Below are 18,460 nucleotides of genomic sequence, written 5' to 3' on the forward strand. Positions count from 1 at the left end.
GGACGCCATGAGCCAGCACTCCGCCGACCCGGCCGACAACTCCGCCCTCGCCACCGTCGCCCAGCGCCGCGACTGGTGGCGGGACGCGGTGATCTACCAGGTCTATCCGCGCAGCTTCGCCGACAGCAACGGCGACGGCATGGGGGATCTGGAAGGCGTACGAACCCGGCTGCCGTATCTGCGCGACCTGGGCGTCGACGCGGTGTGGCTGAGCCCCTTCTATGCCTCCCCGCAGGCCGACGCCGGTTACGACGTCGCCGACTACCGGGCCGTCGACCCGATGTTCGGCAACCTCCTCGATGCCGACGCACTGATCCGCGACGCCCATGAGCTGGGGCTCAGAATCATCGTGGACCTGGTCCCCAACCACTCCTCCGACCAGCACGAGTGGTTCAAGCGGGCGGTCGCGGAGGGGCCGGGTTCCCCGCTCCGGGACCGCTACCACTTCCGGCCCGGCAAGGGCGAGAACGGCGAACTCCCGCCCAATGACTGGGAGTCGATCTTCGGCGGCCCGGCCTGGACGCGGGTGGCGGACGGCGAGTGGTACCTCCACCTCTTCGCCCCGGAGCAGCCCGACTTCAACTGGGAACACCCGGCCGTCGGGGACGAGTTCCGCTCGATCCTGCGCTTCTGGCTCGACATGGGAGTCGACGGATTCCGCATCGACGTGGCGCACGGCCTGGTGAAGGCGGAGGGCCTCCCCGACCTGGGTTCGCACGACCAACTGAAGCTTTTGGGCAACGATGTCATGCCGTTCTTCGACCAGGACGGCGTGCACGCGATCTACCGCCAGTGGCGCACGGTCCTCGACGAGTACGCGGGAGAGAGGATCTTCGTAGCGGAGGCCTGGACCCCGACCGTCGAGCGCACCGCCAACTACGTCCGTCCGGACGAACTCCACCAGGCCTTCAACTTCCAGTATCTGAGCACCGATTGGGAGGCGAAGGAACTCCGCAAGGTCGTCGACCTCACACTGGAGGCGATGCGCCCGGTCGGTGCCCCCGCCACCTGGGTGCTGTCCAACCATGACGTGACCCGGCACGCCACCCGCTTCGCCAACGAGCCCGGCCTCGGCACGCAGATCCGCCTGGCGGGCGACCGCGAACTGGGCCTGCGCAGGGCACGTGCGGCGACCCTGCTGATGCTGGCGCTGCCCGGCTCGGCGTACATCTACCAAGGTGAGGAACTCGGCCTGCCGGACGTCGTCGACCTGCCCGACGAGGTGCGCCAGGACCCCGCCTACTTCCGCGGCGCCGGCCAGGACGGCTTCCGGGACGGCTGCCGGGTGCCGATCCCGTGGACGCGCACGGGATCGTCGTACGGCTTCGGCGTGGGCGGCAGTTGGCTGCCGCAGTCCGCGGGGTGGGGCGAGCTGAGCGTCGAGGCCCAGACGGGCGAGCCGGACTCGACCCTTGAGCTGTACCGCTCGGCCCTCGCCGTCCGCCGTTCCCGGCCCGAACTGGGCGCGGGCGACTTGGTCGAGTGGCTCAAGGCCCCCGAGGGCGTCCTCGCCTTCCGCCGCGGCGACTTCGTGTGCGTCGCGAACACCGGCGGCGAGTCGGTCACCGTGCCCGCACACGGACGCGTGCTGCTCGCCAGCGGTGAGGTGACGGAGGCGGACGGCGAGGCGAAGGTGCCGGCGGACACGACCGTATGGTGGGCCACCGCCTGACGGGCACCGTCCGCACGCGCTGAAAGTTCTTGCATCAACTTCACACGGCCCGCTGCCTTTTCAGGCAGCGGGCCTTTAACATCTCCGTCACCGCAAGGTTGCTGCAAGATTTCGGCAACTTCCTTCAACGGAGAAGGACCCCCACATGGCAACGAGCAGAACACTTGCGGGCGCGCTCGCGCTCGCCGCCGCGGCCGCAGTCATGGCGTCCCCCGGCACCGCCTACGCCTCCCCGCCCGGCACCAAGGACGTCACCGCCGTGATGTTCGAGTGGAACTTCGCCTCGGTCGCCCGGGAGTGCACCAACACCCTCGGCCCCGCCGGTTACGGCTACGTCCAGGTCTCGCCGCCCGCGGAGCACATACAGGGATCGCAGTGGTGGACGTCGTACCAACCGGTGAGCTACAGGATCGCGGGGCGACTGGGTGACGCCACCGCCTTCCAGAACATGGTCAACACCTGTCACGCGGCCGGGGTGAAGGTCGTCGCCGACGCCGTCATCAACCACATGTCCGCGGGCGGCGGCACCGGCACCGGCGGTTCGTCGTACACGAAGTACAACTACCCGGGCCTGTACTCCTCGGCCGACATGGACGACTGCACGTCGGCCATCTCCGACTACACCAACCGCTCCAACGTCCAGAACTGCGAGCTCGTCGGCCTCGCCGACCTGGACACGGGCGAGGACTACGTCCGCTCCGCCATCGCCGGCTACATGAACACCCTGCTCGGCTACGGCGTCGACGGCTTCCGTATCGACGCGGCCAAGCACATGCCGGCGGCCGACCTCGCCAACATCAAGTCGCGGCTGAGCAATTCGTCCGTGTACTGGAAGCAGGAGGTCATCTACGGCAGCGGGGAGGCCGTCCAGCCGACCGAGTACACGGGCAACGGTGACGTCCAGGAGTTCCGGTACGCGTACGACCTCAAGCGGGTCTTCAACAACGAGAACCTCGCCTATCTGAAGAACTACGGCGAGGGCTGGGGGTACATGAGCAGCGGTGTCTCCGGTGTCTTCGTCGACAACCACGACACCGAGCGCAACGGCTCGACCCTCAACTACAAGGACGGCGCCAACTACACGCTGGCCAACGTCTTCATGCTGGCCTACCCGTACGGCGCCCCGGACATCAACTCCGGCTACGAGTGGTCCGACACGGACGCGGGCCCGCCCAACGGCGGTACGGTCAACGCCTGCTGGCAGGACGGCTGGAAGTGCCAGCACGCCTGGCCGGAGATCATGCGCATGGTCGCCTTCCGCAACGCCACGCGCGGTGAGGCCGTCTCCAACTGGTGGGACAACGGCGCCGACGCGATCGCCTTCGGACGGGGCGCCAAGGGCTACGTCGCCATCAACCACGAGTCGAGCAGCCTGAGCCGGACGTATCAGACCTCGCTGCCCGCCGGGACGTACTGCAACGTGCAGAGCAACACGACCGTGACGGTGAACTCCAGCGGGCAGTTCACGGCCACGCTCGGAGCCAACACCGCCCTCGCGATCTACGCGGGCAAGTCCAGCTGCTGAAAGTTCTTGCCGTTCGTTTCAAGACTCTTGCTGTAAGCCTTGCGGCGGCGATACGGTCGCGCGGGGTCGGACCCGAAGAGCCGTACATCGCAAGGAGTCCAGGTCTTGATACCGAGATGGCCGGTGGCGTCGAGGCGCCGCACCGCGTATGCCGGACGGGTCGCTGCGGTCACCGTGACCGCGCTGGCCGCAGCGCTCGTCCAGCCCCTCGCGGCCGGGGCCGACACCCCGCCCGCACCCCCCTCCGACGCACGACTCGCCGCCGAGCCCGCCCGGCACGACGCCACCCGCGAGCAGTTCTACTTCGTCCTCCCGGACCGCTTCGCCAACGGCGACACCGGCAACGACAAGGGCGGGCTCACCGGTTCACGGCTCTCCACCGGCTACGACCCCACCGACAAGGGCTTCTACCAAGGCGGCGACCTCAAGGGCCTGACCCGGAAGCTCGACTACATCAAGGGCCTGGGCACCACCGCCATCTGGATGGCCCCGATCTTCAAGAACCAGCCCGTACAGGGCACCGGAACCGACGCCTCGGCCGGCTACCACGGTTACTGGATCACCGACTTCACCCAGGTCGACCCGCACTTCGGCACCAACAAGGACCTTCAGACCCTCATCTCCAAGGCCCACGGCAAGGGCATGAAGGTCTTCTTCGACGTCATCACCAACCACACCGCCGATGTCGTCGACTACGAGGAGAAGTCCTACGACTACCTCTCCAAGGGCGCCTTCCCGTATCTGACGAAGGACGGCGAGCCCTTCGACGACGCCGACCACGCGGACGGCACGGAGGACTTCCCGGCGGTCGACGCGGACTCCTTCCCGCGCACCCCGAAGACCACGAGGAACACCAAGGTCCCGTCGTGGCTCAACGACCCCACGATGTACCACAACCGCGGCGACTCGACCTTCGCCGGTGAGAGCTCCACGCACGGCGACTTCGGTGGCCTCGACGACCTGTGGACCGAGCGGCCCGAGGTCGTGCGGGGCATGGAGAAGATCTACCAGCGCTGGGTCAGGGACTTCGACATCGACGGCTTCCGGATCGACACCGTGAAGCACGTCAACATGGAGTTCTGGACGCAGTGGGCCACGGCCCTCGACTCCTACGCGGCCGAGCAGGGCCGCGACGACTTCTTCATGTTCGGCGAGGTGTACTCGGCCGACACCGCCGTCACGTCGCCGTACGTCACCGAGGGCCGCCTCGACTCCACGCTCGACTTCCCGTTCCAGGAGGCGGCCCGGCAGTACGCCTCCCAGGGCGGCAGCGCGCAGACGCTGTCCAAGGTCTTCGGCGACGACTACAAGTACACGACCGACAAGGCCAACGCCTACGAACAGGTCACCTTCCTCGGCAACCACGACATGGGCCGCATCGGGTACTTCCTCGACCAGGACGCCCCGGACGCGACCGACGCCGAACTGCTCAAGAAGGACAAGCTCGCCAACGAGCTGATGTTCCTCAGCCGCGGCAACCCCGTCGTCTACTACGGCGACGAACAGGGCTTCACCGGCTCCGGCGGTGACAAGGACGCCCGCCAGTCGATGTTCGCGTCCACCACCGCCGACTACCTGGACGACGACCAGCTCGGCACCGACCGCACCCACGCGAGCGACGCCTACGACACAAAGGCACCGCTCTACCGGCAGATCAGCGCTCTCGCCGAGCTCCGCAAGGCCAACCCGGCCCTCACGGACGGCGTCCAGACCGAGCGGTACGCGGCGGACGGCGCCGGAATCTACGCCTTCTCCCGCACCGGCGGCACCGAGTACCTCGTCGCCTTCAACAACGCCGGTGAGGCGAAGACGGCGACCATCCCGGTCGGCTCCGCGGACATGACGTACAAGGGCGTCTACGGGAGCAGTGCCGCCCTGAAGAGCGACGGCGACAAGAAGCTCACCGTCACCGTCCCGGCCGGTTCGGCGGTCGTCCTCAAGGCTGCCGGCCGGCCCGGCAAGCCCGCGACCGCGCCCACGATCACCCTCAAGGCCCCCGCCACCGGCGCCGTCGGCACGGTGGAGATCGGCGCCGACCTCGACGGCGGCCGGCTCAACCGCGTCGTCTTCGCCGCCCAGGTCGGCAACGGCAAGTGGCGGACGCTCGGCTCCGCAGACCACGCCCCGTACAAGGTCACCCAGGTCATCGGGAAGGACGTACCGGCCGGAACGGCCTTGCGCTACAAGGCGGTTGTCATCGACTCGGCCGGGCGCACGGCGAGCGCCACGGCCTCGTCGGCCACCGGTACGCCGCCCGCCGAAGAGGTCCCGAGCGCGTCCTCGCGCGACTACGCGATCGTCCACTACAAGCGCACCGACGGCGACTACACCGACTGGGGCCTGTACGCCTGGGGCGACCTCGCCGACGGAGAGTCGACGACCTGGCCGGACAGCCACCCCTTCATCGGCCGGGACGCGTACGGCGCCTTCGCCTACGTCAAGCTGAAGCCGGGCGCCTCCGGTGTCGGCTTCCTGGTGATCGACAAGGACGGCAACAAGGACGTCTCCGCCGACCGGACCATCGATGTCACCGAGACCGGCGAGATCTGGATCGAGCAGGGCAAGGAGGCCGTGCTCACGGAGAAGCCCGACTACCCGGAGCAGGACAGGACCAAGGCCGTCCTGCACTACCACCGCGCCGACGGCGACTACGACGGCTGGGGCCTCCACACCTGGACGGGCGCCGCGAACCCCACCGACTGGTCGAACCCCCTGAAGCCGGTGCGGACCGATGCCTATGGCGCGGTCTTCGAGGTACCGCTCACCGACGGTGCCACCAGCCTCAGCTACATCATGCACAAGGGCGACGAGAAGGACCTGTCCGCCGACCAGTCGCTGGACCTCACGGCCGACGGCCATGAGGTGTGGCTGTTGAACGGCCAGGAGAAGTACCTGCTCCCGCAGCCCGCCGGCTCAGCGGCCGCGCTCGACCTGACCACCTCCAAGGCGGTCTGGATCGACCGGAACACGGTCGCCTGGAACGGCTCCGCCGCGGCCGCCTCCACCCAGCTGCTGTACTCCCGCACCGGCTCGATCGCCGAGCGGGACGGTGCGCTGACCAGTGACGACGAGCGCTGGCTCCGGCTGTCCCGGACCGGCCTCACCGACGCCCAGAAGGCCAAGTTCCCCCACCTCAAGGACTACACCGCCTGGTCCGTCGACCCCCGTGACCGCACCCGGGTGCGCGAGGCCCTGCGCGGCCAGGTCGTCGCCTCCCAGCGGGCCGCCAACAGCGCCGTGCTGGCCGCGACCGGCGTCCAGATCGCCGGCGTACTCGACGACCTCTACTCCGGCGCGACCAACGCCGACCTCGGCGCGACCTTCGACAAGGGCCGCCCCACGCTGGCCGTCTGGGCGCCGACCGCGCAATCGGTGGCACTCGATCTGGACGGCTCGCTCACACGGATGCACCGCGATGACGCCACCGGCGTCTGGTCCGTCACCGGCCCCAAGTCCTGGAAGAACAAGCCCTATCGGTACGTCGTGAAGGTCTGGGCGCCCAGCGTCGGCCAGGTCGTCACCAACAAGGTCACCGACCCGTACTCGGTCGCCCTGACAGCCGACTCCGAACGCAGCCTGGTCGCGGACCTCGACGACAAGTCCCTCGCCCCCAGCGGCTGGACGTCACTGAAGAAGCCCAAGGCCGTGCCGCTCAAGGACGCCCAGATCCAGGAGCTGCACATCCGCGACTTCTCGGTCGAGGACAAGACGGCCGCGAACCCCGGCACCTATCTCGCGTTCGCCGACAAGTCGAGCGACGGCTCCCGGCACCTCAAGCAGCTTGCCGAGTCCGGGACTTCGTACGTCCATCTCCTGCCCGCCTTCGACATCGCCACCATCCCCGAGAAGAAGGCCGACCAGGCGACCGTCGACTGCGACCTCGCCTCCTTCGCGTCCGACTCCGACAAGCAGCAGGAGTGCGTCGCGAAGACCGCCGCCAAGGACGCCTACAACTGGGGCTACGACCCGTACCACTACACGGTTCCCGAGGGCTCGTACGCCACGGACCCGGACGGCAGCGGCCGTACGGTCGAGTTCCGGAAGATGGTCAAGTCGCTGAACGAGGACGGCCTCAGGGTCGTCATGGACGTCGTCTACAACCACACGGCGGCGAGCGGCCAGGCGGCGACGAGTGTCCTCGACCGGATCGTGCCCGGCTACTACCAGCGGCTCCTCGCCGACGGCGCGGTCGCGAACAGCACCTGCTGCGCCAACACGGCCACCGAGAACGCCATGATGGGCAAGCTCGTCGTCGACTCGATCGTCACCTGGGCCAAGGAGTACAAGGTCGACGGCTTCCGCTTCGACCTCATGGGCCACCACCCGAAGGCCAACATCCTCACGGTGCGCAAGGCGCTCGACGCGCTGACCCTCGCCAAGGACGGCGTCGACGGCAAGAAGATCATCCTCTACGGCGAGGGCTGGAACTTCGGCGAGGTCGCCGACGACGCCCGGTTCGTGCAGGCCACGCAGGCGAACATGGCCGGCACCGGCATCGCGACCTTCTCGGACCGGGCGCGGGACGCCGTACGCGGCGGCGGGCCCTTCGACGAGGACCCCGGCGTCCAGGGTTTCGCGTCCGGGCTGTACACCGACCCCAACTCCTCTCAGAACAACGGGAGTACGGCAGAGCAGAAGGCCCGCCTCCTGCACTACCAGGACCTGATCAAGGTCGGCCTCTCCGGCAACCTGGCGACATATCGCTTCACCGACACCGACGGCAAGGAGGTCACCGGCGCCGAGGTCGACTACAACGGCTCGCCCGCCGGCTACGCGGACGCGCCCGGCGACGCCCTCGCCTACGCCGACGCGCACGACAACGAGTCCCTGTTCGACGCGCTGACCTACAAGTTGCCCGCCACGACCGGTGCCGCCGACCGCGCCCGGATGCAGGTCCTCGCCATGGCCACGGCCACGCTCTCGCAGGGCCCGGCCCTCTCCCAGGCGGGCACCGACCTGCTGCGCTCCAAGTCCCTGGACCGCAACTCCTACGACAGCGGGGACTGGTTCAACGCCGTCCACTGGAACTGCGCGGACGGCAACGGCTTCGGGCGCGGGCTGCCGATGGCGGCCGACAACGCGTCCAAGTGGCCGTACGCCACACCCCTGTTGGGCACGGTGAAGGTCGGCTGCGAGCAGATCGAGGGCGCGTCCGCGGCGTACCGGGATCTGCTGAGAATCCGTACGACCGAGAAGGGGTTCTCCCTCGACACCGCCGACCAGGTGCAGTCGGCGCTCGCCTTCCCGCTGTCCGGGAAGGGCGAGACGCCGGGAGTGATCACGATGGCGCTCGGTGACCTGGTTGTCGTGTTCAACGCGACGCCCGAGAAGCAGGAACAGCGGATCGAGGCGATGGCCGGCAGCGGTTACCGGCTGCATCCGGTGCAGGCGTCAGGGGCGGACCCTATCGCCAAGTCGGCTTCGTATGAGCGCATATCGGGCACGTTCGCCGTTCCGGGGCGGACCGTAGCAGTATTTACCCGGACTTCCTGATAAGGGCATTACCTTGGTGGGGCAGACCGTACATCCTGGTCTGCCCCACCGGTGCTGTCCCAAGGGCTGACACATGGACGTCAACGGCAAGCGAACCGACACCACCGTGCTCGTCGTCGACGATGTCGCGGCCAGCCGGTACGCCATGGGCGCCATGCTGCGCCGCGCCGGATACCAAGTGGTCCCGGTCGCCACCGGCCACGAGGCGCTCGTCGAACTCGACGTACGGCTGCGCAAGGGGCATCTGCCCGATGTGGCCCTGGTCGACGTCGACCTGCCGGACATGAGCGGCTTCGAGCTGTGCCGCCGGCTCAAGGCACGGGCGCACATGGCGGGCCTGCCGGTCGTGCACTTCTCGGCCACCGACGCCGCCACCGGTGATCGCTGCCGTGGCCTCGAAGTGGGCGGGGAAGCCTATCTGACGGTGCCCGCCGAGCCCGAGGAGATCGACGCGGTGATCCGGGCCGCGGTGCGGGCGGCGAGACTTCGGGCGGACGACCAGGCGCAGGCACGGCGGCTGATGATGCTGTCGGAGACGATCGTCACCATCCAGGCGGCCCGCTCCCTTCAGGAACTCGCCGACGCCGCCGCCGACGGCACCGCACGCTTCACCGGCTCGCCCGCCGCCGTCTTCGTCCTCGGCCCGGACGACGAGCTGTACCGCGCCACCTCCCGGGACCGCACCTCCCTCGCGCTGCCGGACGCGGGCGCCCACCGGACCGTGGCCGCACTGCTGCGCCGGCTCGCCCGTGGGCAGGACGGCGTACGGATCACCACCGTGCCCGCTCCGCTGTGGCCCGCCGGGTTCTTCCGGCCCGGCGTGCAGCACGACGCCCGGCTGGCGCTGATCCGTACCCAGGACGGCAAGGCCGCGGTGTGCCTGGCCATGCCCACCCGCGGGATGCACCGGGTGAACCCGGCCGACGAGACCCTGGTGGCCCGGCTCGCCCAGGCCACCGCGCTCGCCGCCGAGCCGCTGCTCATGTACCAGGTCGAGCGGCATGTCGCCCTCACCCTCCAGCACAGCTTCCTGCCCCAGCCGCACCGGCTGCCCGAGCTGCCGGGCATCGACGTCGAGGTCCGCTATGTGCCCGCGTCGCAGCAGACCGAGATCGGCGGCGACTTCTACGCCGCACTGCGCACCCGGGAGGGGGTGCTCGCCGCGGTCGGCGATGTCGTCGGACACTCGCTGGAGGCGGCCACGGTCATGGTCGAGATCCGGCACGCGCTGCGTGCCTACTGCGTCGACGAGAGCGACCCGGCCGTGCTCGCCGAGCGCCTCGACCGGATGCTCATGCACTACCACCCCGAGGTCACGGCCACCGTCTGTCTGGTCCTGATCGACCCGAGCACCGGGCGCACCCAGGTCGCCAACGCGGGGCACATCCCGCCGCTGATCATCCGGGACACCGACAGCGCCGACTACGCCAAGGCGTCCGGCCCGCTGCTCGGCGTGGGCCTCTCGCACCCGCCGCCGACCGAGCTGTTCCTCGACCCCGAGGACCGGCTCCTCATGGTCACCGACGGTCTCATCGAGACCCGGGGCACCGATCTGGAGGCCTCGATGGAACACCTCCGCACGGCCGCCGCCGACGCCCCGCCCGGTCTGGACGCCCTGTGCGACACCCTCCTGGCCTGCTTCGGCCACGACCGCGAGGACGACATCGCGATGCTGGCGCTCCGGCTAAGGTGAGCCCTGCCGACCTTGCCGAACAGGAGTGCCCATGCCGCAGATCACCGTCGACTACTCCGAGCAGCTGACGGACGGCTTCGACCGACCCGGATTCGCCCAGGCGCTGCACACCGCCGTGGTCGAGATCGCGGCCGCCAAGCCGCCGGCGTGCAAGACGCAGTTCCGGCGCACCGAGGACACGACGGTCGGCCCCGACACCGCCGGCCACGCCGTCGTGCATGTCACCCTCGGGCTGCTCGCCGGGCGCACGGACGAGACGAAGGTCCAACTCACCGAAGCGGTACTGGAGTTGGTGAAGCAGTACGTGAAGCCCTCCGAGGGCCTGGCACTGCACGCCTCCGCGGAGGTACGCGATCTCGACCCGTCGTACCGGAAGTTCGAAGGCTGAGGCCTACCGAACCTGCCTATGACGCCAGCGCGATCAGCCGGGTGACCAGGTCGCTGAACGGGCCCTCCGTCGGCTCTTCCTTCAGCATGCGGCGTAGCAGGGCGGCCATTTCCTCGTCGTAGGCGGCGCTCACGGCGGCCAGTGCGGCGAAGTCGTGGACCAGTTGGGCCTCCAGTTCGGCGCGTGGAATGCGTCGGCCGTCCAGCCAGATCAGGGCAGTGGACTCGGCGAGCGAGATCCAGGTGCGGACGACCAGTTCCAGTCGCGCGGGCGGGTCCTCGACGTTCAGGTGCGAAAGGATTTGGACATACGCGGCCTGCCGTACGGAGTCGATGAGCGCGTTCCTCGTCGACGAGCCGACGGCCGGGCCGCCGCGCATCAACGCGGAGAAACCGGGCCCGTGGTCCTCCACGAAGTCGAAGTACCGGCGCATCACCCGCAGCAGCCGGGCACCCAGCGGGCCCTCGTGCGGTTCGACGAACCGGGCCGCCAGTTCGTCCGAGGCCCGCCTCAACGCGGCCTCGTACAGGCTGAGTTTGCCGGGAAAGTAGTGGTAGACCAGCGGCCGCGAGATGCCGGCGGCCGACGCTATCTCGTCGATGGAGACCTCGTCGGGCGAGCGACGGCTGAAGAGTTCGAGAGCGACCCCGATCAGCTGCTGCCGTCGCTCCTCGACGCCCATTCTGCGACGTACCCCGGTACTCATACGAACACCTTACCGATCGGATCCGGCCCCGAACGGACCGGTCCCGACCGCCGCGTTCACATGAACCCGTCACATATCCAGCACCAGCCGATCACTTCGGGCCCTCGACACGCAGAGCAGCATCGAGTCACCGCGCTCGGCGTCCGTCAGCAACTCGTCCCGGTGCTCCACCTCGCCCGCCAGCACCCTCTGTCGGCAGGTCCCGCAGAACCCCTGCTCGCAGGAGTACGGGGTGTCGGGCAGCTCGGCCCGTACGGTGGCCAGGACGGTGCTGTCGGCGTCCACCGTCAACGTCCGTCCACTGCGCCGGAGTTCGACCTCGAAGGAGCCGTTGCCCTCGGTCGAGGTGTGCGGCGCGAACCGCTCCAGGCGGACGTCGGGGAACCGCTGCTCGACGGCCGCCATCAGGCCCTCGGGCCCGCAGCAGTACACGGCGGCACCGTCGGGCGCGTTCGCGAACAGCTCGTCGAGGTCGGGCCGCCCCTCCACGACGGTCACCCGGTCCGCACCGAGCCTCTCGACCTCCTCCAGAAACGGCATCGACGCCCGCGACCGCCCGCAGTACAGCAACCGCCACTCGACACCCGCCGGCAGGGCCCGCACCATCGGCAGGATCGGCGTGATCCCGATACCGCCGGCGACGAAGACATACGAGACCGCCTCGGCCAGCGGGAACCGATTGCGCGGCCCCCGCACCTCCAACTCCACGCCCACCCGCACCTGTTCGTGCACCTCCCGCGAACCACCCCGCCCGTCCGGCACCAGCCGGGTCGCCACGGTGTACGACGAGGTGTCCGCCGGATCCCCGCACAGCGAGTACTGCCGGACCAGCCCCGACGGCAGCACCACATCGAGATGCGCCCCGGGCTTCCACCGCGGCAACTCCCGCCCTTCGAACCGCAGTTGTACGACACCCTCGGCGACCGTCTCGCAGGAGGCGACCGGCAGCCGCAGCGCCCGCGACCGTGGCCGCCCGGAGACCGGTTCCTCCAGGGCGGGCATCGGCCACAGCGGCGAGGCCTGGATACGGCGGCGCAGGGCCCGCCGGGCGAGCAGCGCGGCGCCGGTGACGACGACGAGAGTCCGCAGCGCCGGCATCACACGGCGCCCTTCTCGGCGGCGACGGCCGCGGGGGAGGAGGCGAGATAGGCGACGGCCTGCTCGGTGGAGCCCTCCTGGGAGGGGTGGTAGTCGCGGCTCAGATACCGGGGTATGGACCTGACCATGTCGCCCGTGGCGGGAAGCAGACCCCGGCGCCCCCGTACGTAGAAGTCCTTGAAGCCCGCCTTGCCGTCGATGAGCAGCGGATCGTTCGCCATGAAGAAGCGGGCCCCGCGCTGCCACAGGAACACCAGCGCCGCGAACGCCGTCGCCCAGGTGCGCGCCCGGCGCCGGTATCCGCCGTCGACGTGTATGAACAGGTCGAAGGCGACGGACCGGTGCTCGACCTCCTCGGCGCCGTGCCAGCGCAGCAGGTCCAGCATCGTGGGGTCGGCCCCGCGCCGGTCCAACTCCTCTGCGTTCAGCACCCAGTTGCCGAGGAAGGCGGTGTAGTGCTCGATCGCCGCGATGATCGCGACCCGCTCCATCAGCCACCACTTGCGCGCCTTGCCCGGGGGCAGCGTCCGGTCTCCGAGCAGCTTCTCGAAGAGCCAGTCCACCTGCGCGGTGTACGGCGTCGGATCGAGCCCGAGCTCCTTGAGATGGGGGAGTACCTCGTCGTGGGCCTGCGCGTGCATGGCCTCCTGGCCGATGAACCCGATCACGTCCGCCCGGAGCCGCTCGTCCCGGATGTACGGCAGCACCTGCTTGTAGACGTGCACGAACCACCGCTCACCGGCGGGCAGCAGCAGATGCAGCACATTGATGGTGTGCGTGGTGAACGGATCCCCCGGCACCCAGTGCAGCGGGGTGCCCTCCCAGGAGAAGGACACGTTGCGCGCCTTGAGCCCGGCCTGCGTATTAGACATGGCGTCAATGTACTGACGGGTAGGGGTCGGGTGAACCCCCGTGCGACGACTTGTTGACGCGAGTGTCAGCTAGCGCAGGCCGTTGATCGCCGTCCCGTCCTTGAGCGTCCCCTTCAGCCCGGCCTGAGCCCCCTGCTTCGTCTTCACCGCCAGCAGATAGCCCTGCGCGGACCCGCTCACCCCGCCGGTCACATTGATCGAGGCGGTGTCCCTGCTACCCGCGGCCAGCAGATACCAGTCACCCGCGTCCGACCTCCACAACACCCCGGCCAGCACATGAGGGTCACGGGTCCCGCACGCCGGAACGTTCTCGGCCTTCGCCGCCACCGCTCCGTAGACCCCGCCCGGAGTGTGGAACTGCGCCAGCACCCGGGCCCCGCCGCCCCGCCAGGTCTCGGCCCGCGTGCACACCCACGCGGCCGCCCCGCTCGCGTCGGGCAGTGACTGCCGCGCGTACTCCCAGGCGTTCACCGACCGCACCCCCTGCGAGCGCACCGCCTGGAGCGAGCAGGCCATCGGCGACCAGGTGCGCAGCGCCTGCGCACCGGACGCCTCCTTGGTGTACCCGGGCTTGCCCGTGGTCAGATGGGCCGGGACCAGCTCGCCGAGGTCGGTCACCAGCCGGGTGCCCGAGGCGTCCGTCAGTTGCAGCACGTTCCACGAGGTGCACGCGCCGGTCTGCTGCTGCGGGCCGGCCATCGGTGAGGTCACACCGCCGGTCAGGGTGAGGCCCATCGCCCCCGAGCGCGGCTGCATCAGGTCCCGCTCGGCCGCCTTGGTCACCCAGGGAGCCGTCAGATAGCGGACATTGCCGTCGGACCGCGCCAGCACCACCGCGTTCGCCTCGGCCCGGGTCGCGCCGTCGGCCCGCCCGAAGTCGAGCGCGGCGCCGCTGGTGCCGTCCTTCGGTTCGGCGTACCGGACGATGCGCAGACCGTCGTAGAGGATCACCACGCGCGCGTCGTCGACGGTTCCGGCATAGAGGAGCTGGGGCGGTCCGGCGGGGCCGCCGGTCGGGGTGGAGGGGGTGGCCGACATCCGGACGCTCTCGCCGGGGCGGGCCCAGACGGCGAGGGCGCGGCGCAGCAGTGCGCTGTCGTCGGTGAGGTCGCCGCGCGCGGGCCAGACGGAGAAGTCGGTGCGCGAGGAGGACTGCCAGGCCGCCGGGGCGACCTTCGTCAGCTTGCCCGGGTCGAGCGCGGCCTCGGCGGACGGGTTCTGCGCGTACGACGGTGCGGCGGCGCCGTCGGGGCCCCAGCCGTCGCCGGGCAGGCCGAGCAGCGCCCCGCACACGGCGAGCGCCGCCGCGGCGACGAGCGCGGCCTTGGTGTGCTGCCTGCGGCGCATCAGGTCGGTGGGCCGGGCCTGGAGGGAGCAGGGGTCGAACTCGGGGGAGTCGAGCAGCGCGTTCTGCGCGGGCACCTCGTCGGCCTCGGTCAGCGCGGCCTCCACGTCGGCCACGCCCACGGCCGTCAGGACCTTGTGAACATCGCCGTCCGGGAGCCGCTCCAGACCGCGCAGCACGTACGCGGCGCGGGCCGGGGCGGACAGCGCGGACAACTGCTGGTCCAGGGCGAGCTCGTCGGCGCCGCCGGAGCGCGGGAACAGCCGCAGGCCCCACACCTGGGGGAGCAGCGGGGGCAGCTGGGAGCGCTTGGGCCACGCCTTGAAGGTGAGCGGCAGGCCCGCCTCCAGCGCCGTACGCAGCACCCGGAGGCGGACGAAGGCGTAGCCCGGGTCGCCGTCCCGCCCGGTCGACTGGGCCGGGATCGGGGACGTAGAGGTGCGGCCCCGGGGCAGCGCGCGCTGGGTCAGGGCGTGGGCGGTCAGGACCCGCCGGTTGCGGCCCAGGCTCGGAGGCAGCACCAGGTAGGCGAGGCGGACCAGGCGCGGATAGTGCTCGACGAGCGCGGCCTCGGCCTGCTCGACGTCGACGACGGACCCGTCGGACGAGGCGGCGGGGGTGGGGCGCGGGGCGACATCCTGTGACTGCACGTTCAGCAAAACGAGCGAATCGACGGCTGGTTACCGCCAGGCGCGCCGCGCTCCGCGCTCCGCTAGGGGTGCCGCGATATGCCGTCGTTTGTCTGCGGCGCCGTCGTGGCTGGTCGCGCAGTTCCCCGCGCCCCTTCGGGGCGCTGCCGAACACCAGGCGGTCCTGACGACGTCCGGTGGGCATCGCGCCCTTCAGGGGCGCGGGGAACTGCGCGACCAGCCCCCACCGGCCCGCAGGTGAATCACCGCACCCCTAGCGGAGCGCCGCCGCATAGTTCGCCATCGACCGCTGGTACCGCGGCAGATGCGGTGCCAGGGCGCCCAGGACGAGGGACAGGCCCTCGCGGTCGCGGCCGAGGCTGGACAGGCACAGCGCGAGAGTCGCCCGTACGGCGTCGTCCAACTCGTCGGACGGCGCGTCCAGTTCGGGCGTCAGCAGCTTGACGCCCTCCTCCGCCTGTCCGATGTTCCGCAGCGAACTGGACAGCTGGATCTTGGCGCGCCGGCCCTTGTAGCCGGTGAGCCCGAGTGCCAGCGCCTCCCGGTACAGCGGCACCGCCTTGTCCGAGTGGCCCGTGGAGTCCCAGGCACAGGCCCGCTCGAAGGGGCCCTGCGGGCTGCCGGCGGGCAGCTCGGCGACGAGGGTGTCGATCACGGACCGGAAGTCCGCGGCGGCGTCCTCGGCGTAGTCGTCGAACGTGGCCCAGGCGCCGGTGACGCGATCTTCCCAGTCCCGATCTTCCCAGCCCTGACCTTCGCGGTCCTGATCTTCGCGGTCTTGGTTCACCGATCCACTTTCGCACGGGTGTGTCCGGTGAGACAGCGGTATTTTTGAGTGCTTCGCGCGTGGGAGCCGTATCCGACTTCGGCAGGTGCCCTACCCATGCCCGTACCGGAGGAACAGATGAGGTTGACCCGACCGATGCTCGCGCTCGTCGGCGCGGCGGCGGCACTGGCGCTGGCGGGCTGCGGCTCCGGCGACGACCAGGCGGCCGTACCGGAGACGGCGACCGGGAGCCTGGAGCACATCGCCGCCGAGGCGAAATGCAAGCCGGACATGCAGACCGACGCCGACGAGATCCGCCAGGCCCTGTGCAAGAGCGGCAAGGAGAAGTACGTCCTCGCCACCTTCGCCACCGACCGCGGCCAGCGCGAGTGGATCAACGGCGCGAAGGACTACGGCGGCTACTACCTCGTGGGCCGCAAATGGGTCGCCGTGGGCGAGCAGAAGACGGTCACGGCGCTCCAGACCACGCTCGGCGGGACCATGGAAGAAGGGTCCGCTCACATGAACAACCACGGTGGGGGCAGCGAGGCCACGCACTCCGCCGGTCACTCCGGCTGATCACGCGAGTTCGGGCGGCAGGCAAGCGAAAGCCGGCGGTGGGAAATCCCACCGCCGGCTTCGTGTTGCCCTGCTACAGGGTCAGGACCGCTACTGGCAGTCCTCGCCGCTGTTGATGCAGTCGACCATCTGGTTCATCACGTCCTCGTCGAAGAAGTTGATGAAGTCGTTGTGGTCGGTGATCGGCTTGTGCAGCTGCTCCGGGAAGGAGTCCACCGCGAATGCGTTGGTCACCTGCCCGTTCTCGATCTGCGGGGCCTGGACGTTGTAGACCAGACGGACCTGCAGCTGGGGGATGGCCTGGAAGCCGTTGGCGCAGGTACCGTCCGCCTGCACGAAGGCCACATGCGTGCGGTGGTTGGCGCTGTCGATGTTCTGGCCGTCCCAGCAGCTCTGGAAGGCGGACGTCCGCACCACGGAGCTGCCCTCGGGGCAGATCGGGTACTTGTCCGTCACCTGCCGGTCCTCGAAGCCGGTGCAGCTCCAGGCCGTGTTGGCGTTCGCCAGACCGTTGGTGAAGGCCTTGGCGTCACCGGTGATGATGCGCAGCGCCTTCGGCATCGCCACGACGTCGCTCGTCCTGTTGCCGACGAACTTCAGCTGTGACTCGGCGACCTGCTGGATCGTGCCGACGTTGCTGTCCTGACCGCCACCGGGCGCGTCCGCGTCGATGTCGTTCTGGCCGTCCTGCACACGCAGTACCGGCCAGAAGTACGAGGACTTGTCACCCTGGTTCTGGCAGGTGGTGTCGCCGTTGGCCAGGTCGTCGTCGCTCGCGAAAGCGTTGTTGGCCTGGTTGCCGACGTAGTCGTGCTGGTGCTGCGCACCGTTGCTGACACCCGGAGCGACGATCACGTTGTCCGAGTTGCGGTTCTCGTTCTCGTTGGTGCCGCAGTTGGTGGTGAAGCTGCCCGTCGAACCCCCGTCGCCGTTCGCGGCGAGACCGTTCGGCAGGTTGCGGGAGTTGGGCTGGACGTCTTCGATGTTGATGAAGTCGTCGGCCACCGGGCCGTTGCCGGCCTGACCGCCGTTGCCCTGGTCCTGACCCTGGTCCCCGCCCTGGTCCTGACCGCCACCCTGGTCCTGACCGCCGTCCTGGCCCTGGTCCTGACCGTCGTTGTTCTGGTCCTCGCCGTTGCCGTCGTTGGTGTCCGGCTGCTCGGCCGGGACGCCCTGGCACTGGGCGAGATTGCCCATCCCCCGCGGAGCCTTGCCGCCCGCGCGGTTGATGTTGATGCCGATGCGGTCGATGGTGGCCGTCCGCTTGGACTTCAGCGGGCTGAGGATGGCGTTGTTGACGTAGCCGGCATCCCCCGCCTGGGCCTGACGCGTCGATGCGAGACGCGAGTAGGCGTCCGTGATCTGCCGGTCGAGCAGCGCCAGCTCCTTGGCGACGCCCTTGCGTGCGCTCCTCGGCACCTTCGTCAGCTTCTGACCGACGTCAGGGCAGTTGATCGTCGCGACTTGGGCGCCGGCTGACCTGGTCTGGTTTCCGGATGAGTTCTCCTCATGCGCAGATGCATAGAAGTTAGCCCAGATCAGCCCGCCCCCACCGAGCGCTAGGGCCGCCGATGCGGCTATGGCCTTGGTGGCCAGCGGCGTACGGCGTTTTCGTGTGTTGCGTCCCATGGAACTCCTCTGACTTCCTTGCGGGGCAGCGAGACGCCCGACAG

At 69.6% G+C, this 18,460-nt stretch carries 12 protein-coding genes; 6 read left to right on the forward strand and 6 right to left on the reverse strand.

From position 1 onward, the window contains the following. Positions 1 to 7: 7 nt before the first annotated feature. The 5 genes from ACIHFB_RS09850 to ACIHFB_RS09870 all read left to right on the forward strand — a co-directional run bounded on the left by ACIHFB_RS09850 (position 8) and on the right by ACIHFB_RS09870 (position 10,771). Positions 8 to 1,672 (forward strand): glycoside hydrolase family 13 protein, encoded by a 1,665-nt coding sequence (locus tag ACIHFB_RS09850; RefSeq protein ID WP_400126260.1) that lies wholly within the window; start codon positions 8 to 10, stop codon positions 1,670 to 1,672. Between the two features lie 145 nt (positions 1,673 to 1,817). Beyond that, positions 1,818 to 3,197, forward strand: coding sequence for an alpha-amylase family protein (locus ACIHFB_RS09855; RefSeq protein WP_365277072.1), 1,380 nt, complete (start codon positions 1,818 to 1,820; stop codon positions 3,195 to 3,197). Between the two features lie 105 nt (positions 3,198 to 3,302). Beyond that, positions 3,303 to 8,690, forward strand: a complete 5,388-nt coding sequence (pulA, locus tag ACIHFB_RS09860; RefSeq protein WP_400126262.1) for a pullulanase-type alpha-1,6-glucosidase — start codon at positions 3,303 to 3,305, stop codon at positions 8,688 to 8,690. A gap of 73 nt (positions 8,691 to 8,763) precedes the next feature. Further along, entirely contained in the window at positions 8,764 to 10,383 is a 1,620-nt protein-coding gene (locus ACIHFB_RS09865; protein ID WP_365277077.1) for a fused response regulator/phosphatase, read from the forward strand. A gap of 31 nt (positions 10,384 to 10,414) precedes the next feature. Then, positions 10,415 to 10,771 (forward strand): 5-carboxymethyl-2-hydroxymuconate Delta-isomerase, encoded by a 357-nt coding sequence (locus tag ACIHFB_RS09870; RefSeq protein WP_365277080.1) that lies wholly within the window; start codon positions 10,415 to 10,417, stop codon positions 10,769 to 10,771. Positions 10,772 to 10,787: 16 nt separating this feature from the next. Here ACIHFB_RS09870 and ACIHFB_RS09875 read toward each other — a convergent pair whose 3' ends face one another. The 5 genes from ACIHFB_RS09875 to ACIHFB_RS09895 form a co-directional block, all read right to left on the reverse strand. Further along, the gene (locus tag ACIHFB_RS09875; protein WP_400126264.1) at positions 10,788 to 11,477 is read right to left on the reverse strand and encodes a TetR/AcrR family transcriptional regulator; all 690 of its coding nucleotides are present in this window, start codon (positions 11,475 to 11,477) and stop codon (positions 10,788 to 10,790) included. A gap of 69 nt (positions 11,478 to 11,546) precedes the next feature. Next, a complete protein-coding gene (locus tag ACIHFB_RS09880; protein WP_400126265.1) occupies positions 11,547 to 12,575 on the reverse strand; it encodes a PDR/VanB family oxidoreductase in 1,029 nt (342 codons plus the stop codon). Next, the gene (locus ACIHFB_RS09885; RefSeq protein WP_400126267.1) at positions 12,575 to 13,447 is read right to left on the reverse strand and encodes a metal-dependent hydrolase; all 873 of its coding nucleotides are present in this window, start codon (positions 13,445 to 13,447) and stop codon (positions 12,575 to 12,577) included. Before ACIHFB_RS09885 ends, ACIHFB_RS09880 begins: the two co-directional genes overlap by 1 nt. A 69-nt stretch (positions 13,448 to 13,516) precedes the next feature. Continuing rightward, positions 13,517 to 15,442, reverse strand: coding sequence for a hypothetical protein (locus ACIHFB_RS09890; protein ID WP_400126269.1), 1,926 nt, complete (start codon positions 15,440 to 15,442; stop codon positions 13,517 to 13,519). A gap of 253 nt (positions 15,443 to 15,695) precedes the next feature. Further along, the gene (locus ACIHFB_RS09895) at positions 15,696 to 16,229 is read right to left on the reverse strand and encodes a tetratricopeptide repeat protein (RefSeq protein ID WP_365277095.1); all 534 of its coding nucleotides are present in this window, start codon (positions 16,227 to 16,229) and stop codon (positions 15,696 to 15,698) included. Positions 16,230 to 16,346: 117 nt separating this feature from the next. On the opposite strand from ACIHFB_RS09895, the gene ACIHFB_RS09900 reads away from it, so the two are divergent. Beyond that, positions 16,347 to 16,787: a hypothetical protein gene (locus ACIHFB_RS09900; RefSeq protein ID WP_400126270.1), complete on the forward strand. Its 441-nt coding sequence runs from the start codon at positions 16,347 to 16,349 to the stop codon at positions 16,785 to 16,787. Between the two features lie 90 nt (positions 16,788 to 16,877). On the opposite strand, the gene ACIHFB_RS09905 is transcribed toward ACIHFB_RS09900, so the two are convergent. Then, a complete protein-coding gene (locus tag ACIHFB_RS09905) occupies positions 16,878 to 18,416 on the reverse strand; it encodes a DUF1996 domain-containing protein (RefSeq protein ID WP_365277101.1) in 1,539 nt (512 codons plus the stop codon). Positions 18,417 to 18,460: the final 44 nt, after the last annotated feature.

Origin of the sequence: Streptomyces sp. NPDC051963, from assembly GCF_044593495.1 — a bacterium.
Taxonomy (GTDB): Bacteria; Actinomycetota; Actinomycetes; order Streptomycetales; family Streptomycetaceae; genus Streptomyces.